The organism is Actinosynnema sp. CS-041913, assembly GCF_050942485.1.
In the GTDB taxonomy this organism is placed as follows: Bacteria; Actinomycetota; Actinomycetes; order Mycobacteriales; family Pseudonocardiaceae; genus Actinosynnema.
In genome coordinates, this window is the sequence record NZ_CP192037.1 from 5657208 (window position 1) to 5682999 (window position 25792).

22 protein-coding genes are annotated in these 25792 nt (G+C 70.8%); 8 read left to right on the plus strand and 14 right to left on the minus strand.

Going from position 1 to position 25792, the window contains the following annotated elements; translation table 11 throughout:
* Positions 1-49 precede the first annotated feature (49 nt).
* The 5 genes from ACQPZF_RS25605 to ACQPZF_RS25625 are packed head-to-tail and all read left to right on the plus strand — an operon-like array spanning position 50 to position 5435.
* Positions 50-1273 carry a M20 family metallopeptidase gene (locus ACQPZF_RS25605; RefSeq protein WP_433260982.1) on the plus strand — a complete coding sequence of 408 codons (1224 nt, stop codon included), beginning with the start codon at positions 50-52 and terminating at the stop codon, positions 1271-1273.
* Positions 1270-2556, plus strand: coding sequence for a M20/M25/M40 family metallo-hydrolase (locus tag ACQPZF_RS25610; RefSeq protein WP_433260984.1), 1287 nt, complete (start codon positions 1270-1272; stop codon positions 2554-2556). The genes ACQPZF_RS25605 and ACQPZF_RS25610 overlap by 4 nt, the downstream gene beginning before the upstream one ends.
* Positions 2553-4022 carry a flavin-containing monooxygenase gene (locus tag ACQPZF_RS25615; RefSeq protein ID WP_433260986.1) on the plus strand — a complete coding sequence of 490 codons (1470 nt, stop codon included), beginning with the start codon at positions 2553-2555 and terminating at the stop codon, positions 4020-4022. Before ACQPZF_RS25610 ends, ACQPZF_RS25615 begins: the two co-directional genes overlap by 4 nt.
* Positions 4019-4678, plus strand: a complete 660-nt coding sequence (locus ACQPZF_RS25620; RefSeq protein WP_433260988.1) for a carboxymuconolactone decarboxylase family protein — start codon at positions 4019-4021, stop codon at positions 4676-4678. Before ACQPZF_RS25615 ends, ACQPZF_RS25620 begins: the two co-directional genes overlap by 4 nt.
* Entirely contained in the window at positions 4671-5435 is a 765-nt protein-coding gene (locus tag ACQPZF_RS25625; RefSeq protein WP_433260990.1) for a crotonase/enoyl-CoA hydratase family protein, read from the plus strand. The genes ACQPZF_RS25620 and ACQPZF_RS25625 overlap by 8 nt, the downstream gene beginning before the upstream one ends.
* Here the strand turns inward: ACQPZF_RS25625 and ACQPZF_RS25630 are convergent.
* The 5 genes from ACQPZF_RS25630 to ACQPZF_RS25650 all read right to left on the minus strand — a co-directional run bounded on the left by ACQPZF_RS25630 (position 5432) and on the right by ACQPZF_RS25650 (position 9356).
* Positions 5432-5803: a nuclear transport factor 2 family protein gene (locus ACQPZF_RS25630; protein WP_433260992.1), complete on the minus strand. Its 372-nt coding sequence runs from the start codon at positions 5801-5803 to the stop codon at positions 5432-5434. The two genes, ACQPZF_RS25625 and ACQPZF_RS25630, sit on opposite strands and share 4 nt — an antisense overlap.
* On the minus strand, positions 5800-6645 hold the full coding sequence (locus ACQPZF_RS25635) for a DUF1684 domain-containing protein (RefSeq protein ID WP_433260994.1): 846 nt from the start codon (positions 6643-6645) through the stop codon (positions 5800-5802). The genes ACQPZF_RS25630 and ACQPZF_RS25635 overlap by 4 nt, the downstream gene beginning before the upstream one ends.
* A gap of 33 nt (positions 6646-6678) precedes the next feature.
* Positions 6679-7482 (minus strand): class I SAM-dependent methyltransferase, encoded by an 804-nt coding sequence (locus ACQPZF_RS25640; RefSeq protein WP_433260996.1) that lies wholly within the window; start codon positions 7480-7482, stop codon positions 6679-6681.
* Between the two features lie 179 nt (positions 7483-7661).
* Positions 7662-8252 (minus strand): helix-turn-helix domain-containing protein, encoded by a 591-nt coding sequence (locus tag ACQPZF_RS25645; protein ID WP_433260998.1) that lies wholly within the window; start codon positions 8250-8252, stop codon positions 7662-7664.
* 39 nt (positions 8253-8291) lie between these two features.
* Positions 8292-9356, minus strand: a complete 1065-nt coding sequence (locus tag ACQPZF_RS25650) for an aldo/keto reductase (RefSeq protein WP_433261000.1) — start codon at positions 9354-9356, stop codon at positions 8292-8294.
* A 116-nt stretch (positions 9357-9472) separates the two neighbouring features.
* Here ACQPZF_RS25650 and ACQPZF_RS25655 point away from each other — a divergent pair, with 116 nt between their 5' ends.
* Together ACQPZF_RS25655 and ACQPZF_RS25660 are read left to right on the plus strand one after the other, a co-directional pair.
* On the plus strand, positions 9473-10306 hold the full coding sequence (locus ACQPZF_RS25655; protein WP_433261002.1) for a helix-turn-helix transcriptional regulator: 834 nt from the start codon (positions 9473-9475) through the stop codon (positions 10304-10306).
* A gap of 134 nt (positions 10307-10440) precedes the next feature.
* Positions 10441-11460 carry an aldo/keto reductase gene (locus tag ACQPZF_RS25660; protein ID WP_433261004.1) on the plus strand — a complete coding sequence of 340 codons (1020 nt, stop codon included), beginning with the start codon at positions 10441-10443 and terminating at the stop codon, positions 11458-11460.
* 36 nt (positions 11461-11496) lie between these two features.
* On the opposite strand, the gene ACQPZF_RS25665 is transcribed toward ACQPZF_RS25660, so the two are convergent.
* The 9 genes from ACQPZF_RS25665 to ACQPZF_RS25705 form a co-directional block, all read right to left on the minus strand.
* Positions 11497-13002: an ArnT family glycosyltransferase gene (locus ACQPZF_RS25665; protein WP_433261006.1), complete on the minus strand. Its 1506-nt coding sequence runs from the start codon at positions 13000-13002 to the stop codon at positions 11497-11499.
* 123 nt (positions 13003-13125) lie between these two features.
* Complete coding sequence (locus ACQPZF_RS25670; RefSeq protein ID WP_433261008.1) at positions 13126-15642, minus strand: glycosyltransferase; 2517 nt, start codon at positions 15640-15642, stop codon at positions 13126-13128.
* Positions 15639-17069 (minus strand): glycosyltransferase family 4 protein, encoded by a 1431-nt coding sequence (locus ACQPZF_RS25675; RefSeq protein WP_433261010.1) that lies wholly within the window; start codon positions 17067-17069, stop codon positions 15639-15641. Before ACQPZF_RS25675 ends, ACQPZF_RS25670 begins: the two co-directional genes overlap by 4 nt.
* Positions 17066-17821, minus strand: coding sequence for a glycosyltransferase (locus ACQPZF_RS25680; protein WP_433261012.1), 756 nt, complete (start codon positions 17819-17821; stop codon positions 17066-17068). Before ACQPZF_RS25680 ends, ACQPZF_RS25675 begins: the two co-directional genes overlap by 4 nt.
* A 444-nt stretch (positions 17822-18265) precedes the next feature.
* Complete coding sequence (gene cysC, locus ACQPZF_RS25685; protein ID WP_433261014.1) at positions 18266-18865, minus strand: adenylyl-sulfate kinase; 600 nt, start codon at positions 18863-18865, stop codon at positions 18266-18268.
* Positions 18855-20027 carry a hypothetical protein gene (locus ACQPZF_RS25690; protein WP_433261016.1) on the minus strand — a complete coding sequence of 391 codons (1173 nt, stop codon included), beginning with the start codon at positions 20025-20027 and terminating at the stop codon, positions 18855-18857. Before ACQPZF_RS25690 ends, cysC begins: the two co-directional genes overlap by 11 nt.
* Complete coding sequence (locus ACQPZF_RS25695; protein ID WP_433261018.1) at positions 20020-21114, minus strand: GNAT family N-acetyltransferase; 1095 nt, start codon at positions 21112-21114, stop codon at positions 20020-20022. Before ACQPZF_RS25695 ends, ACQPZF_RS25690 begins: the two co-directional genes overlap by 8 nt.
* Positions 21080-22315, minus strand: coding sequence for an MFS transporter (locus ACQPZF_RS25700; protein WP_433261020.1), 1236 nt, complete (start codon positions 22313-22315; stop codon positions 21080-21082). The genes ACQPZF_RS25695 and ACQPZF_RS25700 overlap by 35 nt, the downstream gene beginning before the upstream one ends.
* Positions 22312-23289: a hypothetical protein gene (locus ACQPZF_RS25705; protein WP_433261022.1), complete on the minus strand. Its 978-nt coding sequence runs from the start codon at positions 23287-23289 to the stop codon at positions 22312-22314. The genes ACQPZF_RS25700 and ACQPZF_RS25705 overlap by 4 nt, the downstream gene beginning before the upstream one ends.
* 1023 nt (positions 23290-24312) lie before the next feature.
* On the opposite strand from ACQPZF_RS25705, the gene ACQPZF_RS25710 reads away from it, so the two are divergent.
* Positions 24313-25659, plus strand: coding sequence for a lysine N(6)-hydroxylase/L-ornithine N(5)-oxygenase family protein (locus ACQPZF_RS25710; protein WP_433261024.1), 1347 nt, complete (start codon positions 24313-24315; stop codon positions 25657-25659).
* Positions 25660-25792 lie beyond the last annotated feature (133 nt).

The window sequence follows — 25792 nt, forward strand, 5'->3', positions numbered from 1 at the left end:
ACGCTCGGGCAGCACCGCGGCCGACTCGATCCACAAAGGACGGATGCCCATGCCTGGTCCAGCGAGCACGACCGATGCCGGACGAGTGGTCGACGTCGTCGACGAGCACGCGGACCGGCTCGTCTCCTTCCTCAGGGACTTCCTGCGCATCCCCAGCGTCTGGGGTGACGCGCGGGCGCTGACCACGGCCGCGGAGTACCTGGCCGCGCCGCTGCGGGACGCGGGCCTCGATGTGGAGCTGCCGTACTCCGGCACCGACGGGATGCCCAACGTGCTGGCCAGGTGGGGTGACGGAACAGCCGAGCCTGCCAGGGACGCCTTGATCCTCAACGGTCACATGGAGGTGTATCCGCCGTCGGAGTCGTGGCAGCGCGACCCGTTCGGCGGCGACATCGAGGACGGTCGTGTCTACGGCGTCGGCGTGGCGGACATGAAGGCGGGCACCGCCGCCATGACGATGGCGACGGTGCTGTTGGCCGAGGCCGGTTTGCGCCCACCCCGTGACGTCGTCGTCCTCGCGGTGCCCAACCACTTCGAAGGTGGCGAGGGGACACGCCAGGCACTCAGGGACGGTCTGCGCGCCGAGTACGCTATCAACTGCGAGCCCAGCGACCTGCACGTGCTCACCGGACAGCGCGGCATCGCGTACGTGACCGTGACGGTGACCGGCCGGGCCGCCCACACCACGGCGCTCGACATCGGTGTGAACGCCGTCGAGCGGGCCGCGAAGGTGATCGGCGAGGTGCTGGCGATGCCGATCACCGACAGCGCCGGCCGGGCACTGCCGGACGTCAAGGTCTGCAACCCCGCCCGGATCACCGGAGGTGTGGCGCACAACCTGGTGCCGGAGCGGTGCGAGATCACCTTCGACTTCCGGTTCCCGGCCGCGCAGACGCAGGGGGACGTGCTGCGCGACGTGCGGGCGGCCGTGTCGCGCGCGCTCGACCGGCTCGCCGAGTTCCCGGTCGACGTGACGCTGGAGGCGACCTGCGTCCGGAATCCACGCAGTTCCCTGGCCATGTCGCCGGACGAGCGGATCGTGCTCGACGTCGCCGCCGCGCACCGGCGGGTGACCGGCGAGCCTGCCCGGTTCGACGTGCACAAGGCGTGGCCGGACACCCCGATCTTCTGGGAGGCCGGGATCAAGGCGGTCACCTACGGACCCGGGTCGATGGACTGCTACTGGGACGACGAGTCCGTGCCCGTCGCCGACTACCTCACCGCCGTGAAGACCTACGCCCTCGCTGCCCTCACCCTCGGCGGCCCCCGATGACCGCGCCGGGCCGCAAGCCGGTCGAGGAGATCTGCAGCGACCTGATCCGGTTCGACACCAGCAACCCAGGTTCCCACGAACGCGCGGCGGCCGAGTACGTGGCGACGCACCTGTCCGACAGCGGGCTCGACCCCCTGGTGTACGAGCAACTCCCCCGTCGCACCAATGTCGTCGCCCGGTGGCCGGGCCGCGATCCGAGCCTGCCCGCGCTGCTGGTCCAGGGCCACCTGGACACCGTTCCGGCCGACCGCGCGGCCTGGTCGGTCGACCCGCACAGCGGTGAGATCGCCGACGGGCACGTGTGGGGCCGCGGCGCGGTGGACATGAAGAACGCGGTGGCCATGACGCTCTCCGCGGTGGACGCCATGGTGACCGCCGGCCGGCGGCCGAACCGCGACATCGTGCTGGCGTTCCTCGCCGACGAGGAGACCGGGGGCAGGCACGGCGCCGGTTTCCTGGTCGAGCGCCACCGCGAACTGTTCGACGGCTGCCAGGCCGCGATCGGCGAGGTGGGCGGGTTCAACGTCACCCCGCCGCGCGACCGGACGGTGTTCGCCATCTCGGTGGCGGACAAGGGGTTGCGGTGGTACGAAGTCCGCGAGCGCGGGATCGCGGGGCACGGCAGCATGATCGCCGAGGACAACCCGATCCCCAAGCTGGCCGCGACCGTGCGGCGCCTGGTGTCCGCGGACCAGCCGCTCGCCGTCACCGAACCGATGCGGGCGCTGGCTTCGCGCCTGGCCGGGCACGAAGTGGACGATCCGGATGAGGTCCACACCCTGCTGGCGACCACCACCGGGCCGTTCGCCCGGATGCTCGTCGCCGGCATCCGCAACACCGTCAACGTGACCCGGACCGGCGCGGGGTACAAGGAGAACGTGATCCCCGGTAACGCGTGGGCCCGGTTCGACTGCCGGTTCGTCCCCGGCCACGAGGACGCGATCGACGACCACATCAGGACGGGGCTCGGCGACTCGGCCACCGCCACGCTCCTGCGGCGCAGCCCGGCGGCCTGGACCGACCACGATGGGGAGTGGTTCGACCGGATGACGGATGCGTTGTGCGACGTGCTGCCCGGCAGCGAGGCCGCACCGTTCGTGTTCAGCGGTGGCACGGACAACAAGTGGTTCCGGCAACTGGGGATGCAGACTTTCGGGTTCACCCCGATGCTGCTGCCGCCGGGCTACGACTACCCGGCGATGTTCCACGGTGTTGACGAGCGCTGCCCGGTGGACGCGCTGCGGTTCGGCGTGGACGTGTTGACGGGGCTGATGTCCCGATGACCGCGGCACACCCCAGGGTGGCGATCATCGGCTGCGGGCTCGGCGGCATCGCCGCCGCCGTCAAGCTCAAGCGACGCGGCATTGCGGCGTTCACCGTCTTCGAGCAGTCCGACGGCCCCGGCGGCACGTGGTGGGACAACCGCTACCCCGGTTGCGAGGTCGACATCCCGTCGCACGCCTACTCGTTCTCGTTCCTCACCTACGACTGGTCGCGGACCCACGCGACGCAACCGGAGTTGCAGGAGTACGCCGAGCACGTGCTCGACCGGTTCGACCTCCGGCGGCACTGCCGGTTCCGGACCCGGGTGGAATCGGCGACCTGGCACGAGGACACGGCGCGCTACGAGGTCCGGCTGGCCGATGGCGGGACGGAGTGGTTCGACGTGGTGATTAGCTGCCTCGGGCTGCTCAACGTCCCGCGCTACCCGGACTGGCCGGGGCTGGACGGGTTCGCGGGCGTGCAGTTCCACACCGCGCGCTGGGACCACGGACAGGACCTCGCCGGCAAGCGGGTGGCGGTGGTGGGCACGGGTTCGACCGCGACGCAGGTCGTGCCCGCCATCGCCGGCCAGGTGGACCGGCTGTACGTCTTCCAGCGCCAGCCCGGCTGGATCATGCCCAAGGGCGAACGGGACTTCACCGCGCGCGAGCGACACCTGTTCCGGCGCTTCCCGATCCTGCAGAAGCTGCGGCGGGCGAGCCTGTTCTACCAGTTCAGGGTCATGTTCAAGGGGTACGACCTGGCCAGTGCGCGGCAGCGGGAGAACCTGCGGCGGTGCCGGGAGTACCTCCGCGACACCATCGACGACCCCGCGCTGCGGGCCCACCTCACCCCGGACTACCCGTGGGGGTGCAAACGGCCCGTGCTGGCGACCGGGTTCTACCCCGCGCTCAACCGCCCGAACGTCGAACTCGTGCCGCACGCCGTCACTCGCGTGACCCCGACCGGGATCGTGGCCGCGGACGGCGTGGAACGACAGGTCGACGTGCTCGTCATGGCCACCGGGTTCCAGACGACGAACTTCCTCGCCTCCCTTGACGTCCGCGGGGTGAACGGGGCCGCCATCCACGACGTGTGGAACGGCGAGCCGTCGGCGTTCCTCGGCATCACCGTGCCCGGGTTCCCCAACTTCTTCATGCTGTACGGGCCGAACACCAACGGCGGCTTCTCCATCGTCGCCCAGCTCGAACGCCAGGCCGAGGTCGCCGCGCGCGCCGTCGCGGGTCTGCGGAACAGGCGGGGCAGCGTCGTGGACACCAAGGCGGACGCGGCCCGCCGCTGGGTGCGCTGGGTCGACCGGGAGATCGTGCGCAGCACCTCCGCGATGGAGGCGAACTGCACCAACTACTACCACTCGGCGACCGGGCGCAACGTCACCCAATGGCCCAAACCGCACGGCGAGTACTACCTGCTGACCAAGATCCTGCCGTACTTCGGCTTCGTCCGGCGGAAAGGACGCACATGAACCTCACCGGCCGCACCTGGCAGGCGGTGTCGAAGTCCGACCCCGAGTTCTTCGCCGCCTGCGCCGGCCTGGCCGCAGCGCCCACCCTGGCCCCGAAACTCCGGGAACTCGTGGCGATCGCCGTCAACGCGTCCGCCACGCACCTGCACGTCCCGGGCCTGCGCAGGCACATCCGCCGGGCACTGGCCGAAGGCGCGGACGCGGCGGAGATCATGGCGGTCCTCCAGCTCACCTCGGTCGTGGGCGTGCACGCGGTGGCCGTCGGCGTGCCGATGCTCGGCGAACAGGGCGGGATCACCCGGCCCGACCTGAAAGCGGAGTTCATCGCCCGGCGCGGGTACTGGGATCCGGTCTGGGAGCAGGTGCTCGCCCTCGATCCCGGTTACTTCGCCGCCTACCTGGAGTTCTCGTCGGCGCCGTGGCGCGGGGACACGTTGGGCCCCAAGGTCAGGGAGCTGGTCTACGTGGCGATCGACGCCTCGGCCACCCACATGTACGCCCCCGGCCTCAAGGTGCACATCGACAACGCCCGTGCGCACGGAGCGACCACGGCGGAGATCATGGCGGTGCTGGAGGTCGCCAGCCTGATCGGGCTGCAGACCATCGAGGTCGCCGTGCCGATCCTGCTGGCGGAATTGGCGGGGGACGATGACTGACGAGGTGCTGGTCGAGCGGCAAGGCGGAATCCAGGTCATCACCATCAACCGGCCGCGCGCGCGCAACGCGATAGACGCGGCCGTGACCGCGGGCATGGCCGCGGCCCTGGACCGGTTGGACGAGGACGACAGCATCGCGGTCGGGGTGCTGACCGGGGCGGGCGGCACGTTCTGCGCGGGGATGGACCTCAAGGCGTTCCTGCGCGGCGAGGACGTGACGCTGCCCGGACGCGGCCTGGCAGGCATGGCCCGGCGCCCGCCGCGCAAACCCGTCGTCGCCGCCGTGGAGGGCTACGCGCTGGCCGGCGGTTTCGAACTGGTGCTGGCCTGCGACCTCGTCGTCGCGGCCGACACGGCGACGTTCGGCCTCCCGGAGGTGCGCCGTGGCCTGGTGGCCGCGAGCGGCGGCCTGCTGCGCCTGCCCAGGCGCTTGCCGTACCACCTGGCCATGGAACTCGCGCTCACCGGCGCACCCATGACCGCCGAAACCGCCCACCACCACGGCCTGGTGAACCGCCTGACCGCACCGGGACAGGCGCTTCCGGTCGCGCTCGACCTCGCCGGAACCATCGCCGCCAACGGCCCGCTCGCTGTCCGGGCAAGCAAACGAGTGATCTCCGACGGCACGGGCTGGTCCACGTCGGAGGGGTTCGACCGGCAGGAGGAGATCATCGCCCCGGTCCTCGACTCCGCCGACGCCGAGGAGGGCGCCAGGGCCTTCACGGAGAAACGCTCGCCACGATGGCGGAACAGCTAGCCCGCCGGATTTCCGCCGGACATGCCGGCATATTCCTCGATGCGGGTGATGAGGCCGTTCTCGAAGCGGAAGTACACGGCGGCGTCGACGCGGAAGAGCGCTCCGTCCTTCATGACCACGTTCAGGACGTGTTGCTGGAGGACTTCGTCGGGCTGGGAGAACTGCCGGGTGATGTCGTAGCGCATCGACCGGACGGGCTCGACCAGGGCTTCCATGCCGGAGATGTTCTCCTCGATCGTCGAGTCGCCCTTCCCGTCGTTGTGCCAGACGGTGGCCTTCTCGGAGCACATCGCCCGCGCGTCGGCCCACTTCCTGTTCTCCAGGTGGCGGAGGTAGGTGATCGCCTTGTCCTTGAGGTCCTGGCTCATGGTGTCGCTTCCTTGCTGTGGGCGTGGACGAAGGCGCGTTCTCCTGCTTCGACCGGCAGGGGCAGGTGGTTGCCGGGAGGAGGGAGAGGACAGGTGTAGATGGCCGGGGCCAGGTGGTGGTGGGAGAGCGTCACCTGGTTGAAGTCGACCGTCAGGGTGCTGCCGGGCTCCAGGAGGGGCAGCACCAGCCAGCGGCCGATGTCGGGTGTTCCGGTGCCGTTGGTCTCGTCGGTGAAGATCACGAGTCGTTGGCCCGGCATGTCTTCGAGCACGGACAGCACGTAGTCAGTGCCGTTGATGGTGACGGCGAGGTCGACGGGTGCCAGGACGGCTTGCGTGCTGCGGGGAGTCGTCAGGCGTCCCACTTCGATGCGACGGCCTTCCGGAGCGGCCCGGTATTCGCCTTCGAAGACCCAGGCCGGGTCGTAGGGGTAGGTGTCGATCCCGCTGAGGCCCGATCGGGCGAGTTTTTGGTGGTCCATGACGACCACGCCGTAGAACCCGTCCGCGCCTCCGGCGAAACCCACTTGTCCGCCGGGGAACGCGAGAGAGCTGCCGGAGGGCACTTCGACCGTGCCGTCCACCGCTTCGCCGTTGACCGTCACGCCGTCGTCGGCCGCGGCCGAGACCGTCAAGACGTCCGCCTCGGTGAGGCGCCACTGGCCGGGGACGCCCGGGAAGACGTGGGCGTCCCGGCCGGTCACCCGGCCGTTGGCGACGACCTTCGCCTTGCCGTTCGGGCCGGCGATCTCGTCCCACCTGTCCTTGCGCCACGCCTCGTAGCCGGCGGGCACGTGATCGTTCGCTGTCTGCTGGTGCGAGGGAACGTGACTTGCATCCATGAGGTGTCGATCCCTTTCTCCACTGCCGAGAGGTCAGGTGCGGCGTGCGGCCCACACGACGCGTTCGGTGCGCACCGCGAGGTCGTCGCGGCGGGTGATGCAGCGAGGGCTGTCGATGTCGAGCAACTGGTCCAGCGCGGCGAAGTCGTCCGCCGAGAGCGCATCGGCGACGGCGTCACGCACGCGTCGCAGGCCGGCGAGCGCGTAGCGGCCGACAGCCTCGGAGCGGGAGCCGTCGATGTCGACGGCGATCGTGCGTTCGCCTACGAGGGTGAATCCGGCGGTGGTCAGCTTGAGGCCCCAGTCGGCGCCTCGGTGGGGTACGTGCTCGGCGTGGCGGCGGTCGCTCGCGGCGTGACAGCGCGCCTCCAGGCCAGGGCGGTTCTCGGGGGCGTCGTCGGGCAGGAACCGGGGGAAGCCGGCGAGTTCGACCACGGCGAACAGTCCGCCGGGTACCAGCGCGTCGTGTACCCGGCGCAGCGTGCGGTCGGGATCGGCCAGGTGGTGCAGCGAAGCCGACGCCCACACCAGGTCGGGCTCGCCGAGTTCCGGCCACGTCGAGTCCAGGTCGGCCTGGACCGTGCGCACGCGGTCGGCCACCCCGTGCTCACCGGCCTTGTCCCGCAGGCGCCGCAGGTGGTCGGCCGAGGAGTCGACGGCGGTGACGTGTGCCTCGGGGAAGCGGGCGAGTAGGGCAAAAGTGCCAGCGCCGGTCCCACCGCCCAGGTCCACGATCTGGCGGGGGCTCACGTCGACGGGCAGCCACGCGGTGATGGACGCGGTGTGCTCGGCGAGGACCTCCGCGTCGAGATCGAGAATTTCAGCGTGTCCGTCCACGTCGCTCCGGTGGCCATGTCCGTGATCGTGGACGTGGGCACCGTCTTGGTCCTGCGCACTGAGCTTCATAACGCCACGGTAGGTCGGTCATGCGTCAGGTGCACGGCGTCTTGCCTATGAGGCAAGGCGCTCGCCGTTCGGGATGCCGATGACGCAATCGATCGAGCACCAGCCGGTCATCACGATCGGTCGGTCGCCGGCCGTGCCTTCTTGTCGGCCTGGTGCCCGCGGCGGGCTTCGCGGTCGAAGATGCCCAGGATTTCGCACGGCCCGCCCGCGGTGCCGATCGCGTGCGGGAGCATGGTGGGGAACTCGGCGGCTTGGTTGGTCTCCACCCGGAATCGGCGGTGGCCCAGCAGGAGCACGGCGGTGCCGGAGAGGACGACGAGCCACTCGCGGCCCGGGTGCGCGCGCATCCGGGCGGGGTTGTCCGGCGGTGGGTTCGTCATGCGCTGGCGCATGACGGTCATCCCGGGATCCGCTTTGACCGGCCACCGCAGCGAGCCGTGGGTGCCGTCGATCACCGGATTGGCGATCACGTCGTCCGTGTCGTTCTCGACCAACTGATCGAGAGAGGTGTCCAGGGCACGGGCGAGCGTGACAAGCTGGTCCAGGGCGAGGCGGCGCCGGCCGTTCTCGATCCGGCTGAGCGACGACGGACTCAGCCGGGCGCGGGTGGCCAGCTCCTCCAGCGACCAACCCTGCGCTACTCGCAGGGCGCGAATGCGTTTGCGCACCAGGCCGTCCAACTCGTCATCGTCTTGCGTCACAGGCCTGACCCTATGCTTGAACCGCAAGCTGTGCTCGGATCAGCGGCGGGTTTCGATCTTCAGGTCGCCCTTGGTCACCTTGCGGATGTGGTCACTGGCGAGCAGGTCGTGCGGGTAGCCGAGGTCGATCGCGCCGGCCTTGTCCAGGCGGGCCAACTGGGAGGCGGTGAAGTCGACCTCCAAGGCGCCCAGGTTGTCCTCCAACTGCGCAGGCGTGCGTGCGCCGATGACCGGTGCCGTCACTCCTGGGCTCTGCAGCGCCCAGGCCAGCCCCACCTGGGCGGGGGTGCGGCCCAGGTCCGCGGCGACCTCCTGCACGACAGCGGCGACGGCGAGGTTGCGTTCGGTGACCATGCCCAAGGCGGCGTTGAAGCTCTTGCGGGTGCCGTCGTCGGGTGCGACGTTCGCCGCGGTCAGGTCGGCGCGGCTGTACTTGCCGGTGAGCACCCCGCCGGCCAGCGGTGAGTACGGGACCACACCCAGCCCCATCTCGCGTGCCATGGGGATCAGGTCACGTTCCCCGGTGCGGGCGATCAGGTTGTGTTCGATCTGCAGCGCGACCAGCGGCGACCAGCCGCGCAGGTCGGCGATCGCCTGCATGCGCGACACCTGCCAGGCCGGCGTGTTGGAGATCCCCAGGTACAAGACCTTGCCCTGCCGGACCAGGTCGTCCATACCGCGCAGGATCTCCTCGACCGGCGTCGTCACATCCCACACGTGCAGGTACAGCAGGTCGAGGTAGTCCGTGCTGAGCTGTCGCAGACTGGCTTCCACCGACGCGAACAGGCCTTTGCGGTGAGCGCCCCCGGAATTCGGGTCGCCGGGCCGGCGCAGCGTCGTGTACTTCGTCGCCAGCACCAGGCTCTCGCGGTTGTCGCGGGTGAATTCGCCCAGCAGGCGCTCGGAGCTGCCATTGGTGTAGGTGTTGGCGGTGTCGATGAAGTTGCCGCCGCGCTCGACGTAGGTGTCGAACAGCTTGCGCGCCTCGTCCTGCCCGGCTCCCCAGCCCCATTCGGTGCCGAAGGTCGCCGCGCCCAGCGCCAGCGGTGAGACCCGCAGCCCGGAGCGGCCCAGCAGCCGGTAGGTGTCGAGGGTGAGCGACATCGTGTCCTCCTGTGCTCGTGATCCGCTGTCGGAACAAGCCTGGGGCCGTCGCGCGCCGGAAGTAAGGGAAAGGACTTCCTGGGAACACCAGTCCTACCCTGGCGGTTGGACCGGGCATGACGACCCGCGCGGTGGACACGACGCGGGAGCTGGCCGCGTTCCTGCGAACCCGGCGCGAACGCCTGGACCCGCACGATTTCGGACTGCCGTCGCGTCGGCGGTCCCGGCGGACCCCGGGGCTGCGCCGCGAAGAGGTCGCCGAACTGGCCGGAGTCAGCGTCGACTACCTCGTGCGGCTGGAACAGGCGCGGGGGCTGCGGCCCTCCGCGGAGGTGGTGGAGGCGCTGTCCCGGGCGCTGCGCCTGGCACCCGACGAGCGCGCCTACCTCTTCGACCTGGCCCGGCCGCGCCCCCGCAACGCCGACCGGCCGGCCACCGCTGCCGCGCCGCCGCTGGCCCGGCTGGTCGCCGACCTGTCGCCGCTGCCGGCCATGGTGATGAACCACCGCTACGACATGCTGGCCTGGAACGGCGAAATGGCGAGACTGCTGCCGGATTTCGACACCCTGCCGCCGTCGCGGCGCAATGCGCTGTGGCTGTGCCTCGGGTATCCGAAGATGCGTGATTTCTACGTCGACCGCGAACGCGTCGTGCGAGAGGGGATCGCCCACCTGCGCACCGCGTGGGCGGCGCATCCGGAGGATCAGGTGTTGACCGACCTCATCGCCGGGTTCACCGCCGGTGACGAGGAATTCGCGCGATTGTGGGGCGAGCGGGACGTCAAGGTCAACGGCCGCGGGCGCAAGGTGATGCGGCACCCCGGCGTCGGTCCGATCGCCGTGCATTTCGAGACGCTCACACCACTGCAGGATCCGGACCAACTGTTGGTGATCTACCGCGCCGCGGACGACGAGAGCCGGTCTGCCTTGGACCGGTTGTCCGCACGGTGACCAGTTGCCCGAAAAGGCCGATCCGGTGGTTGGCGGTGGAGGCCTCGGCACCGTCCTCGCTACCCTCGAACCCGGCCTGCCGCAGGCGAAATCGCCAATCGTTCCCGGTGGACGAACGGACGGATGGATTTTCCATGGCACAGCTCGGCCGCTCGGGTATCGACGTGTTCCCCCTCGTGCTCGGCGGGAACACGTTCGGCTGGACCAGCGACGAGGCGACCTCGCACCGGGTGCTGGACGCCTTCGTCGCGGGCGGTGGCAACTTCATCGACACCGCGGACGGCTACTCCGCTTTCCTGCCGGGCAACTCCGGCGGCGAGTCGGAGACGATCATCGGCTCGTGGCTGGCCGGCCGCAAGAACCGCGACGCCGTCGTGATCGGGACCAAGGTGGGCGAGCACCCCGGGTTCAAGGGACTGGCCGCGGCCAACGTCGCGGCGGCTTTGGACGCGTCGCTGACGCGGTTGGGGACCGACTACGTCGATGTGTACTACGCCCACTTCGACGACCCCAAGACGCCGCTCGCCGAAACCGTCGAAGCGTTCGACGCGCTGCGCAAAGCAGGCAAGATCCGCGCGGTGGCCTTGTCGAACTACACCGGCGCCCGGATCGCCGAGTGGCTGGACAGTTGCCACCGCGAAGGGTACGAGCCCCCGACCGTCGTCCAGCCGCACTACAACCTCGTGACGCGTCAGCCGTACGAGCGCGAGATCGCTCCCGTCCTCGCCGGCAAGGGGATCGCCGCCGTGCCGTACTTCGCGCTGGCCAGTGGGTTCCTCACCGGCAAGTACCGCAGGATCGGCAGGTCCCGCAAGGCCATGCCGTACCTCGCGCTGGCCGGCGGGCTCCTCACCGGCAAGCACCGCAGGAACAAGCAGGACTTCGGCGGGGCAATCCGTCACATCCTCGCAGGCCGGTACTTCTCCGCGGCCGGGCTCGCCGTCGTCGAGGTGGTCGAGGACATCGCGTCCGCCCGCGGGGTGGAGATGGCCACGGTGGCGATCGCCTGGCTGCGCGACCGCCCGGGTGTGGTCGCTCCGCTCGCGAGCGCCCGGACGGTCGAACAGCTCCCGGCTCTGCTGGCCTCGGCGACGTTGGAACTCTCCGCGGACGAGACGGCCGCGCTGGACGAGGTGTCCGCTCGGGTCGAGTGAAGCCGGAGCCCGGCTGGTCGAGTAGCGGCTTCCGCGTCATGATCCGATGCCTTCAAGGGCCGCCCTGTCCAAGGTGGCGCGGTCGATTCGCCACAGGACGGTGGCGCCGTTGCTCGGGCCGCTGAAGGTGACGAGGGGTGTGGCGCTGTCACGCAGCCAGGTGATGACGGCGGTCTTGGCGTAGCTGTACCCCTGTTCGGTGAGCAGGTCGTGCGTGAGGATGTAGGTGGCGCCGTTGTCGCGCAGTGTCGGTGCGGAGGGCCAGACGCCGAACCTGGGGTCGTCGGCGAAAGCCCACTGAGCCGTGTTGGAGGTGACGCCGACCTTGGCATCGGCGGGCAGGTGGTGGCGCACCCAGTCGCGGACGGCTTGGATGCTGTTGTCCCTGGTGGTCTCGACGCGGATGCCCAGTGCCGCGGTGAGCACGATCAGGCAGGCCAGGCCGACCGCGCCGGCTCTGGCCAGGCGGGGGTGGCTGTCGCGGAGTTCCGCCGCGGCAGCGCCGAGGGCCAGGGTTCCGGCGACGATGACGCCGTACCCGTACTGTTCCTCGAAGGTGCCGAAGGCCGCGGCGTAGAGGCCGAGTGCGCCCATTGCCACCGCGCACATCCCGACGAGTCGTCGCGCTGGTTGTGCGCTGCGTGCCGCGATCACCCCGACGACGGGGCATGCGGCGAGCAGGAGGTAGCTGGTGCCGAAGTACCCGAACTGGTCGATGAGGCGGCCGATGAGGTTCGGGGTGTCGGGTGCGTTGAAACCGGTGGTCTGGGTGAGGCCGATCATCCGTTCGATGCCGTCGAGCTTGGCGTGGCCCCACGTGCCCAACAGCCCGTTGAACAGGACGACGGTCAGGTACAGCAGGTAGGGCACGGCACCGGCGGCGAGCACGACCGCCACTTCCTTGGTGTGCAGGGTTTTCTTCCAGACCACGGCCAAGGCGAGGGGCACGGCGGCGAGCACGATCGTGACGTCCTTGGTCAGCACGCCGCAGCCCAGCAGGAGTCCTGCCGCGATCGCGGTTCCCGTCGGGACGCGGCCTCCGCTGCTGACGGCCCGGACGAGGAGCAGGTAGCCGGCCAGGGTCACCGCGATGGCGGGGGTCTCCAGGAAGAGCCTGCTGTTGTTGCGCAGCACGAACGGGTCGAACGCGAGGATCGTCGCGCAACCCGCGGCGATGCCGGTGCCGGCGACACGGCTGATCAGCAGGAAACCGAGTGCGACGGTCACGGCGCCCAGCACGGCGTTGCCCCAGCGCAGCGCCAGCGCGAGGTCCATGTCGGTTCCCGACAACCCGAACAAGTCGATGAGCAGGCCGTTGAGCAGGAAGCTGCCGGGCGGGTGCAGGAAGAAGGGGATGCCGTCGAGGTTGGGCAACTGGCCTCGGGACGCGGTGGAGCCCAGTCGCGCGTACACCATTTCGTCTACCCACAGGTCGAAGGCGCGGGTCAGGCCGAGGGCTCGCACCGCCAAGGCGACGATGCCGAAACCTGTCGCGATGAGCAGCGGCGCGTGCCTGCGCGGTTGTCCTTCGGTGTGTGTCATGAGGGGCGTTGTCACGGGTTCACCGCCTTGTGGGGTGCAGTGTGGTGATCGCGTCGAGCCAGGCGATGAGTTCCCGGCGGTCGTCGGCCGTGGGCAGCCTGGCGGCGGTGGCGGAGATGTCGATCATCTCGTGGGTGCGGGCGTCGTCGGGGCCGGCTCCGGGTGAGAGCAGCAGGAGGGGCCGTCCCCGTGGACAGCGCGGTGGTAGAAGTCAGCCTGGCGTCGTGCGAGCGTGTCCCAGTCGTAGGTCTCGGCGAACGAGCGGGCCCGGCGGACACGGTCGTCGGACTTGGGTGTGCGGTGCAAGCGGACCAGGGCCTCGGCGAAGGCCGGCACGTCGAACGGGGCGACCAGTTCGCCGCTGTGGGCCGGCACGACTTCGCGCAGGCAGGGGATGTCGAACGCGAGCACGGGAGTGCCGGTGGCGAGTGCTTCGACGGCGACGATGCCGAAGGTCTCGAACCGGGACGGGACGACCGCGAGGCGGGCGCGGGCGAGCAGGTCGTACTTCGCCTGCCCGGCGACCCAGCCGGTGAAGCGGACGCGGTCGGCGATGCCGAGGTCGTCGGCCAGGTCCCGCATCCGGTGCTCGCCGGGCCCGGTCCCGGCGACGACCAGGTTCCCGGTGACGTGGTGGCAGGCCGAGGCCCAGGCGCGCAGGAGCAGGTCGAGGCCTTTCTGCATGAACTCCAATCGTCCTATGTAGACGATGTCGTCGCCGTCGGAGGGAGTGGCGGCGAACGCCGACGGGTCCACCCCGTTGCCGATGACCTCGACGTGCGCACGGGGGTTCAGGGCGGCCAACCGGTCCGCGACGCCCCGCGACACGGCGACCAGTCGCCGGTGGCGACGCACACCGAACCGTTCGACGAGGTGGAACGGGAGGTGGTACTGGCGGGCTTTGTCGCGGGCGTTGAGCCACTGGACGACACCGATCGTCGGCCGGCCGGTCCACAGTGGAGCGGCCATCGTGGAGACGGGTGCGAAGAAGTCCTCCACGACGAGGTCGGCGGCGTGCCCGCGCGCGGCGAAGGGGAGCACCAGGGCGTAGCCGACGACCCGCCCGACCAGGGTCCTCCCCCGTCCCAGGCCGACGTGCAGGTAGCGGACGCCGTCCTGGACGCGGTCGCGGCAGCCGGGGAACCTCGTGGTCAGCACGGTGACCCGGTGGCCTGCGGCCACCAGCCTCCGGTCGATCTCGTGGGTGCGCAGGGAACCGCCGCCCGAGCCGGGCATTTCCGGGTCCTCGAATCCCAGGTGCAGGATGTCCAGGAACTCCCCCGGCCTCCGGCGCGGTTCGCGACGCGGCCACAGCGCCACCAGAACCGCGACGACCGCGACGCCCAGCCACACCGGTGTCGAGAAGCCGGCCACCAGCAGCACCACGGTCAGCACGGCGGCGGACACCGCGGCACGGGGTATCGCCCGAACCGCGTGGGTGGGCAGGAACCGCCGAACGAGCACCGCGCACACCAACGCGGCGGTCGAGGTGCCGAGGGCCGCGCCGACCGCGAGTCCCGTTGTGGCGGCGGTGTACCAGCCCGCGCACATGCTGCCGGTGACCACCACGGTCGCCGTGGCGAGCGCGGCACGGCACCTGGCGTGGGCGCCCACCCCCAGCAACACCATGACCACGGTGCTGATCGCCCCGAACGAGAACCCGGCGACCGCCAGCCAGGGCAACAGGCCGATCGCGCCCGCGTACCGATCGGGCAGCACGGCCAGCACCGCCGACGCCGGCACGGTGGCGACCACGGCGGCGACGGGCAGGGCGAGCCGGGTGAACGACCGGAGCACCGCACCGACCACCTCGGGAGCCCGCTCGGGTGCGGTGTTGCGCAGCAGCGGGAAACCGGTCAGCGCCGCTGCGGCGGCCACGTACACCGGGCCCTTGGCCAACACCGCCACCGCCTGGTAGCCGGCACCGGCCGTCGAGTCGCCGTCGAGCGCGGCCACGAGCACGACATCGCACCCGATCAGGGCGGACAGCGTGAACTGCGTCGAGGCGAGCACGCCGGTCTCGCGCCACCGGGCCCGATCGCGGACCAGGCCCGGCCGCCAGGCCAGGTCGCCGCGCAGGGTGGTCACGCCCGTCCAGACCACGACGACCGTGCCGACGACGAACCCGCCGACCGCGCCCGCCGAGCCGAGTCCCAGCGCGACGGCGGCCACACTCGCCACCAGCCGCAGCACGACCTCGGCGACGGAGGCCGCGGCGTAGCGGCCGAACCGCGCTTCGCCTTGCAGCCATCCCCACACCGGGGAGATGACGAACACCGCGAACCCCGCCGCACCCAGCGCCACGGCCACGCCGGGTGTGCTCAGGACCAGGCCGAGACCGGTCAGCACCACGGCGGTGACCACCCCTCCGAGCAACGCCACGAGCACCGCGAAACCCGTGCTGTCGCGCCGGGCCTCCGAGCCCGCCGGGCAGGCCCGCACCGCGCGGGCCAAGGGCAGCGGCACCAAGGCGGCGGCGGCCACGCCGGCGGTGGTCAGCAGCGACTGGGCGGCGCTGTAGTCGACGAACTGCGCGGGCGTCAGCAGGTTGGCCATGAGCAGGGTGCCGACGTAGCCGGCGACGCCGACCAGCCCGGCGGACGCGGTCACCAGCGCCCCCGCGCGGTGGAGCCCGTTCACGCCCGCCTCGCCTCCTCGCGGGTGGGCGTCAGGCGGACCGGCAGACCGGCCGGGCCGGCGAGCAGGTCGTAGCGGTCGGCCAGGCGCACGTGCTCGACGGTCAGCCCGAGCCGTTCGACCACGCGTGGCGCGTCGAAGTCGTCGCAGCCGCCCAGCAGCACGGTCGTGCCGCCGTCGCGGTGGGTGGTGATCTCGTCGGTGGCGCGCAGCCGCCCGACGACGGGTGTGGCGCCCGGCGCGCAGCGGACGACGGTGGCGATGTCGGGTCGGGCGGTGCGGCGGCAGCCGACCTGCTGTCCGGCCGCCTGCTGCACGATCACGCCGGCCAGCAGTTCGGCGCTGCGCTCCCACGTGAAGCACCCCGCCCACGCCCGGCACCGGTCGGCGAACGCGTCGGCCGTGCCGGGGTCCGCCAGGTCCGAGAGCATGCCGGCCACCGCCGCGGGCAGGTCGTCGGTGTCATCCACCAGTCGGCCGGTGCGGCCGTGGATGACCGAATCACGCACACCGGGGGCGTCCACGGCCAGGCACGGCACTCCCCGGCCGGCCGCTTCGATGATGGCGCACCCCCAGCCCTCGCCCGCGGAGGTGGACACGGTCAGCCAGGCGCGGCTGAGGATCGCGTCCCGGACCGCGTCCGGCTGCCACCCGTGGAAGGTCACCACCTCGTGCAGGCCGAGACGTGCGGCGAGGGCGCGCAGGCGGGGCAGTTCGACGCCGTCGCCGACGATGTCGACGCGCACGGCCGGCAACCGGGCCGCCACCTCCGGCAGCGCCGACACCAGCAGGTCCAGGCGCTTGTGCGGGACCAGCCGGCTGACCACCGCGATCATCGGGTCGGGATCGCGCGGCCCGATCGCGCCTGCCGGGGTGGCGGTGCCGTTGGGCACGATCGAGATCGGTCCGCGCAAACCCAGGCGCTGCCGCAGCCGGGTGCGCGTGGACGGCGAGACCGCCACCGTGAGACGACGCCCGTACACCCGGCGGGCCACCGGCCCCTCCAGGAACCGGCCCACCGCCGCCATCGGCGCGGCGAACCGGTCGGCGAACTGGTCCTGGTGCACGTGGTGCACCACCTGGACCACGGGCACGCTCCGACCGGCGAACACCGGGGCGAAGAACGGGATTCCGTTCTGGCAGTCCACGATCGCGTCGAACCCGCCGCTGTCGCGCAGCAACCGCCACGCCACCCTCGGGTACACCGACAGGGTGCCGCCGGCGCGCACCACGTCGATGCCGTCGATCACCTCGTGCGCGGGCAGCGCGGCCGGACGCGCGGTCAGCCACGTCACCCGAACTCCCGCCTCGACCCAGCGACGGGCGATGTGGTGCATGTACGACTCCGCCCCACCGGCCTGCGGGTGGCGGATGTCCCGCCAGTTCAACACGGCCAAGTGCTTGCCGCGCAGTCGTTCCACGTTGGTCATGCGACACCCGGCCGGTACAGGCGCAGCAGCGACACGAACGAGGCCACGCCGTCGCGCACGGGGTGGAAGGTCGAACGCGCGTCGTCGGTCCACGCCACCGGGATCTCCACGACCTGCCGACCCGCGGCCTGCACCTGGCGCAACAGCTCCACGTCGAAGGCGAAACCCGTTACCCGGCACCGCCGCAACGCCGCGTGCACCACGTCCCGTTGGAAGAACTTGAACCCGCACTGCGTGTCGCGCACCCCTACCACCAACGGTCGCGCCAACGCCCGGAACACCGCACTGCCCAGGCGCCGCCCCAACGGCTGGGCGCGCACGAACCGCGCTCCCGGCGCATGCCGCGAGGCCACCACCGCCGGCGCGCCCCACCGCAGTCGGGACATCACCTCGGTCAACGTGTCCAACGGCGTGGACAGGTCCGCGTCCACGAACCCCACGAACGCCGCCGTCCCCACCGACAGACCCCGCCGCACCGCGGCGCCCTTGCCGGGGCGCGAACACCCGATCACCGCCAGGTCCACCCCGCCGGCCTCGACACCTCTCACCACCTCGGCCGTCTCGTCGACGCTGCCGTTGTCCACCACGACGATCCGCGTGCGCCACGGGCGCTGGTCGAGGTAGGCCACCGCCTCACGCAGGGTCGCGGGCAACCGCGCCGCCTCGTTGTAGGCGGGAATCACGATCTCCAGGTCGACCACCCGACGAACGGGCCCCACCGCGCCGGGCAAGCCGAGAACACATCTCGACATGGCCATGTGCATCCTATTCCAGGTAAAAGGAGAAAAGATCGAAACACGAGTTCGATCACGACGAACTCCGGATCGCTACCGCCAGATAGATAACCGGCGCACCACACCGACAAACACCGACCGCGGCGCAATAAGCGAATCCGGCCTTCGACTTCGGTTAAAGCCTTGCCGATCGGCGCAGGTCACCCAGGCCCGGAGTGCGACCGCGCGCAGTCACCGGCCGAAGACGTTCACCCGCACGGCTCAACCGAGGGGGTGATGTTTCCCGACCGATCAAGGCGGACGTTAACAGGCAAGGCCCACACAGCTTTTCACAAAAGATGTTGAAAACAGGCGGCGGCGAAACCTTCACAGCACCCGCCGGCCCAAACGTTATTCACCACGCAAACAGTGCGCGCCACGTCCTCACCGCCGCCGTGGCGGCAACCCTTGCGACATCACCGATCAGGTGGTCGGGTGCGTACCGGTCGGTGCGAACTTCCTGGCCACTCGCCCTGCCATGAACTGCCCGATCGCCACCACGAGGTCGAGCGCGGAGCCGGTCACGTCGCGATCCGCGGTCGTGATCCGGATCTCCGGCTGCTCCGGCGCCTCGTACGGGTCGTCCACCCCGGTAAGGCCGGTCATCCGACCCGTGCGCTGGCGGGCGTAGAGCCCCTTCACGTCCCGCTGCGCGCACAACGCGAGCGGGGTGTCCACGAACGCCTCCACGTACGGGGTGCCCGAGCCCTCGTGGAGCGCCCGCACCGCCGCACGACTGTCCCGGTAGGGCGCGATGACGGGCACGAGCACCACGATTCCGTTCCGTGCCAGCAGTTCCGCCACGAATCCGACCCTGCGGACGTTCGTGTCGCGGTCGGCCCGGCTGAAACCGAGATCCGCGCACAGGTGCCCGCGGATCTCGTCGCCGTCCAGCACCTGGACGCGGACGCCCCGGCGGAGCAGCACTTTCCCGGCTTCCTGCGCGATCGACGACTTGCCCGCGCTGGGCAGGCCCGTGAGCCACACCGTGACCCCCTTGTCGAACGCCGTGTCAACCACCATGTCCAACCCCCTGGTCCAGCAACGTGATCACGTCGGCCGTCTCGCCGACGCGTTCGTCCAGCGCCCGGTCGAGCAGGCCGGGCAGCGCCGGGCCGTGCTGGGCCACCACGAGCGGCAGCGACGAGCGGCCCTGCTGCCCGAGCCGTTCCCACCACGGTTCGGGCAGCAGGGCGAGCCGGTCGACGTCGAACCGGGACACGCCGAGGAACTGCGGGACGCCGACGGTCTCACCGATCCGCTTCGCGAACGTCGTGATGACGCCGTTCATCTCGGCCAGGTAGGCCGACATCTTCTCCGCGCCGATGGACACCGAGACGCCCAGGCGGTAGGCCTGCCCGACGTTGAGGTAGTTCGGGCAGATCAGCGTGGAGCGCACGTCGGAGGGGTCGACCACCACGTCGTCGGCCGCCACCTCGTACAGCTTGTTCTCCGCGTCGACGCCCCTGAGCGCCAGGCCCATCGCACGCATCGCCTGCTGCCACCGCCGCGCGGCCCCACCCGCCAGCGAGAAGGCGTTCACCAGGTCGATCGGGACTTCCACCGTGCCGCCCGGGGAGTGCAGGCCGGCGCGGCGTTCGAGCTCCATCCGGTAGACCATCGCGAAGTACGCGAAGTTCGTGGCGTGCCGCGCGAGGTCGACGGCCTCCGCGTCGCTGTCGCACAGGTCGTCCGGCAGGTCCGGAACCGGTTGTCCGAGCAGGATCTGGTGCTCGAACCTCGGCCCCCTGCTGAACAACCGCGTCCGCGTCGGACGGTGGTCGGCCGTGACGCGCCACCAAATGTGGGGCTTCCACCTGCTGTCGCTGAGGTTGTTGTGCGTCACCTGCGTGCGGAGGTGGACCGCCGGGCGGGGTCCTCGGCCGAACTCCGTGGTGCGCAGGCAGAACCACGGGAACGTCATCATCGGCGCGAACGCGTTCATGCTCACGTGGGTCGAACTGTGCACGATCATCGGCGTGTCGATGAAGGCGTGCAACGACTCGTCGTCCCACCCGAGCGTCCGCCGCAGCCGTTCCAGTTGCGATGCCGGCCCGGACCACACCCGAGCTTCCACGGATCGGACGAAGTCCGCGAGCTGACGGCGGCGGTCGCGCTCGTCGGAGGACGGTTCCCCGGCGGGTGCGAACCGCGAGAGCGCGTCACGCAGGGTGGGTTCAGTCATCGGTGCGGTGTCCTCCGTCCATCGGCGGATCCGGCTCCGCGGCGGCGGACAGCACGTCCATCCGCACCGTGGCCGCACTGCCGAACCCGGCCTTGAAGTGGCTGATGCCGTGCAGCTTCTCAGGCACGAAGGAGTGCTGTCCCGGGTAGATCCGGTCGCCCACCTCGAAACCGGCGCAGCCCAGCTCCTTGGCGTGCTCGATCGCCCGCCACAGCAGGACGTGGCTCAGCCCGGCGCCCTTGTGCGCCGGGTCGTGCGCCGCGGTGGAGTAGAAGCACATGCGGGTCGACGTGGCGAAGTGCGCGACCGCGACCTCGCGCTCGGCGTCCTCGGCCACCACGAGGAAACCCTCCCCGAGGCGAACGGATTCGACCACGGCCCGCCAGTACGCCTCCGAGCGCACCGTGCTGCCACGCATGATCCGGTGCAGCCGCACCATCAGGTCCGCGTGGTCCGGCCGGACGGTGTCCGGGCCGACGACCCGCATCCGCAACTGGGGCGTCCGCTTGCGCAGGATGCGCCGGTGGTTGTCGCGCAGTCCCGCGCGGATGGCCTCCGGGCTCTGCCGGAGGTCGATCACCTGGGTGAAGTACGGAACCGCTTGTCCGCCGTCACGGAGCACGCGTTCGCTCAACGGCGACAACCTGCCGTGGGCCAGGAAGTCGCGCAGGTGGTACCCCGGCGCGCCGTGGCGCCGCACCAACTCGTCGAGCCTGCCGTGCAGCAGTCCGGCTGCGGCGGCCACCCGGTCCTCCCCCGCGGTGGAATCGCGGACGAGGTAGAGCGGTCTGCCGTAGCAGGAGATCCGGGTGCCGCCGCGGTGCCGCTCCACCGTCAGCGCGAGCCCGGCGACGGGCCGGCCGTCCTCCACCGCGACGAGGCGTTCGGGCGCCAGGTCGACCGGTAGGTCCCCGGACTGCTCGTAGCGCAGGTGACCGGGCAGGTAGTACACCGGCTGGAAGTGCCGCGCGGCGGCGAGCAGTTCCCCCGGCTGGTAGTACGGCGGCTGGACGGCGTCGGCGTCCCACAGCCGCCGCCACAGGTCGTCGCCGTCAGGGTCGGCCGTGTGGTGCAGGCTGATCGACATTTCCCTCCTCCTTCCTCCCTCGGGGGTCCAGCGACACCGCCATCAGCAGTGCGCCCGCCGCCAGCGCCGCGCCCAGCAGCAGCCAGCCGGGCACGCCGAGCCCCAGGCCCAGCGTCACCAGCAGCGCGGGCGCCAGGGACTCCGAGATCCCCTGCCCGAGGGCGAACACGGACTGGTAGTCGCCCTGTCGGCCGGGCACGGCCCGCGCCACGCTCGCCTCGAACGCGGCAGCCGCGTGCCAGATCTCGGCGATGGTGTGGACGACGACACCTGCCACCAGCAACACGATCGCCACCACGGGCGAGCCGAGCGCCGCGCACCCCAGCGCCGGGACGCTGATCAGGAACAGGCCCGCGGCACGCTTGAGGTACGCGGCCGACGTCCGCACCGAGGTGATGCGCCGGCTCACCCTGACCTGGAGCAGCACCACCATCGCGGTGTTCAGCGCCAGCAGCGGCGACAGCGTCCAGTCGGGGACGCTCGTGCGATCGGCGATCCACAGCGGCAGGCCGATGATCAACACGGAGTAGTGCAGGCTCACCACGGCGTTGAGCGCGGTCAGCCGCAGGTACGACGGATCCCGCAGCGCCGACCGGCCCGGCGCCGGCGCACCGGTCGCGCCGGCCGGGCGCCACCGGACACGCGCCAGGAACACCGCGGCGCCGACGAAGGTCAGCGCGTCGACGGCGAACAGCAGCGAGTACGCGGCCCGGCTGTCGGCGGCCACCGCCAGCCCCGCGGCCAGCGCACCCAACGACATCCCCAGGTTGTTCATCGCCCGCAGGTGCGCGCGCACGACCGTCCGGTCGTCCGGGCCCGCGACGTCGGCGATCAACGCGTTGTTCACGCCGCGCGCGGCTTTCTGCCCGATCGAGTACACCACCGCCGTGGCGGCGAACCAGCCGACGCTGTCTGGCAGCAGGAACAAGGCGGTCGCACCGCCCTGGACCAGCAGCAGTGCCTGGAGCACCGGTTTCGCGCCGAAGCGGTCCGCGGCGCGCCCGATCGGCACGGCGGTGGCCAACCCCGCGTACTCCGCGACGGTCAGCGCGATCCCGACCGCCACGGGCTCCAGCCCGACAACGCGCGTGAAGAACAGCAGTGACGCGACCATGAACAAGCCGTTGCCGAAGGAGTTGACCAGCGTCGCGCCGGCGAGCAACCCCACTGTGGGCGACCGCGCCCACAGAGCGGGCCTCATCGCGGTGCGCTCAACCGGGTGAGGTCGTCGATGCCGAGGTCACGGGCGCAGGCCAGCACCGAGGTCCGGTAGATCCCGTCGATGTGGTCCGCGCGGGCCAACTCCTCGTCCTCGGCGGTCAGGGCGACCTCGCTGGTCCGCCGGTAGCTGTAGCCGTCGCCGGACGAGTGCAGTCCGGGCACGTGGTAGGGCTCGGGCTCGTCGGGGTAGATGACGGTCGCCGCCTCCGAGTTGAGGTCGCCGCGACTGCCCCAGCCGGTCACCACCGTGTCCTCGTACCGGTCCGCCACGCCCAGCCGCTCGAACAGCCGGCGCACCGCGTCCGCGGGCTGCCGGCTGGCCTCGTAGGCGAAGTGCGTGACCGGGACGCCCGCGGCGCGTGCGCGCGCACGGATCCGGGGGTAGTTCAGCGTCGACAGCTCGAAGTTGTCCCGCACCCGGCGGCGGCCGATCTTCCCCTGCCACTTCACCAGCCACGAGTTCAGCGACGCCACCGGTTCGCGGTCGAGCACCAGCAGGTGCAGGCGCTCCTTCGGCCACCCCGCGTCGAGCAGGCACCCGATCGGGTCGAACAGCGTCTCGTAGTGGACGTACGGCCCGGCCATCTCCTTGGCGAACAACACTTCCTGGCCGTCGGGCAGCGCCCAGGGCGCCCCGCTGCCGCCGACCATGACGTGCCGCGCGATCGTCTTGACCGGTTGGTAGTAGGCCGGGATGCCGGCCACGCCGAACAGGTTGGTCAGCGCCGTGGACCCGACCCGGCACTTGCCCCAGGCCACGACGAGCAGGGGGAAGTCCCGCGGCGACCGGCCGGTGAACCCGCGTGCCAGCGTCCGCGACACCTCGTCGGACAGGGCGGCGACGGTGGTCGGCCGGAGCTGGTAGGCGCCGTCCGGCTCCAGTTCGGCGTGCACGAGGTCGGCCTCGGCGTCGTCGGCGAGGAGCTTCTTGAGACGGTCGGTCGATTCCTTCATGGAGTGGCACCTCCGGTGTGCGACAAGCGGTTGGCCGTGGTGGAGAAGGGCTGGTGGGCGAGGTCGGCGCGGGCTCCGGCGGTCCGGCGGGACGCGGTCCGACCCGCTCGGGGGCCGGCGGCTTGCGGCGGCCGGTCGAGCGGTTACGTCATCCGGACCTCGACACGCCGCCGACCCGGAGTCGCATTCGGGCACAATGCCCGGAAATTCCGTGGTGCGACCAGCGCTATAACGACCCGACCCCAGTTGAATACCGACAGATCCGCCGCACCGGCTGGACAGGTGACCAAGCCACCACTGAGCCCCCTATTTTCTGCGATGTCTCGCAGCCCCGCGGTCGAACATACAGTCGACTGTTAGGGCCTTCAAGTATCGGTCTGCGACACATCTCCCCCACCACGGGTGGCTCGGGCGACGGATCGCGTACAGATCACGTGGAATCAAGACGCAGAGCAGGAAAATTCCGTTCGCACTGGACTAAGACGGTGAGGTCCTGCCGCCCGCAACGCGCAGCGCGGCAGACGCTGTTTCACACGTTCGGAGCACACGTAGGCCGAGTGCGCCGAGTCCGGCAGCACAGCCTGTGCACCGCCCGCGTATCCGCAGGCCCTTTGTCGGTTTGTTACTCCATACAGGTGGCGGCCTCTTCACCATCTCCTTCTCCTGTGGTTAAGCTGACTTTGGCGCAAGGGGCTTGGGGATTGCCGAGACGCTATCCCGGAAGCGCCGATAAGATTCACGACCCAGTACACGACACGCACGGGCCACACGACCCGTGCGCCACACGCGTGCCTGTCCGGTCTGCGAAGTCGGTGCGCTCCCCAGGGGGACCGGAATTGGACTGCATCGAATTCGCCGACCGCGCGTTTGTGCCGGACGGACGCCGACCGCGCTCCAGTCCCGCGTTCACGCGAATCTGTCCGACAGTGCGACCCCGCCCAGGCGGTCCGTCCATTGTGGACAGCCAGGTGACGGTGCACGGTCGCACCCGTCCACACCGGACGGGGTTGGGAGGAGTGACCGATGGGGAACAACCCGGTGGGTGCGGACGGAACGCACCTCTCGGCCGCGGACGAGCCCGCGCGGCACTACCGCTGCGTCGGGATCGGTGTGGGACCGGCGAACCTGAGCCTGGCATCGCTCCTGCACGGCAAGGACGACGTGCCGAACCTCTTCCTGGAGCGCAAGGAGCAGTTCACCTGGCACGACGGGCAGCAGATACCCGGGGCCTCGCTCCAGGTGTCGCTGTTCAAGGACCTGGTGACGCTCGCCGACCCGACCAACAGCTTCTCGTTCCTGTCCTACCTGCACGACCGCGGCCGGATCTACCACTTCATCAACGCCCAGTTCGGCGCGGTGCCCCGGCGGGAGTTCCGCGACTACCTGCGGTGGGCGAGCGAGCGCAACGAGAACATCGCCTTCGGCGAGGAGGTGCGGTCGGTCGGGTTCACCGACCGGTTCGTCGTGCGCACCACCAAGCGGACCGTCACCGCCGACCACGTCGTCATCGGCGTCGGCAACGGTCCGTGGGTGCCCGAACAGGCCCGGTCGCTGCTCGGGCCCACCCAGTTCCACGTCAGCGAGTACGTCGAGCGGGCGCGGGACCTGGGCGGCGCGCGGGTGGCGGTGGTCGGGGGCGGGCAGTCCGGCGCCGAGGCGTTCCTGGACCTGCTCGCGCGGCCGGACGGCGAGCGGCCCGGCCGCATCACCTGGATCTCGCGGCGGCGCAACTACCTGCCGATCGACGACTCGCCGTTCAGCAACGACTACTTCACGCCCGGCTACTCCGATCACTTCTTCGGCCTGGACAGGTCGGAGCGGGAGGCGTTCACCGCCGAGCAGGTGCTGCTCAGCGACGGCATCTCGCTCGACACCGTCCGCGAGATCTACCAGCGGATCTACCTGCGCCGGTTCGTCCACGCCGACGAGGACCAGGTCGTGCTGTGGCCCGACCGTGCGGTCACCGGGGTGGCGCGGGCCGGCGACGGCGCGGGGTGGGAGCTGACCGTGCGGCCGAACGGCGCCGCGCGACCCGCCGAGCGCACGACGGTGGACGTCGTGGTGTGGGCGACCGGGTTCCGCCCGGCAGGGCTGGACTTCCTGGCGCCCATCGCGGACCGGCTGGAGCGCGAGGGTGCGGAGTTCAAGCTGGACCACAACTTCGCCGTGGTGTGGGACGGCCCACCCGAGCACCACGTGTTCGTGCAGAACGGCGCACGGGTGCAACGGGGGTTGGCGGACCCGAACCTGAGCCTGATCGCCTGGCGCAGCCAGCGGATCGCGGACCGCATCCGCGGCGTGAAGAGCGACGACCAGTTCGAGTCGTTCATCCGGTGGTCGTCGCCACCGGTGACCGAGGACCTGCGGTGAACAGGGCGACGTGCGGAAACGGTCGGGGCGTCCTCGTCGGGCGCCCGACGCCGGCCGCGCACGCCACCGGTCCCGCTCCGGCGGCTTTACGGGTGGTGCTCGGCGGCTCCACTTGACGGCCTGCATACAGACT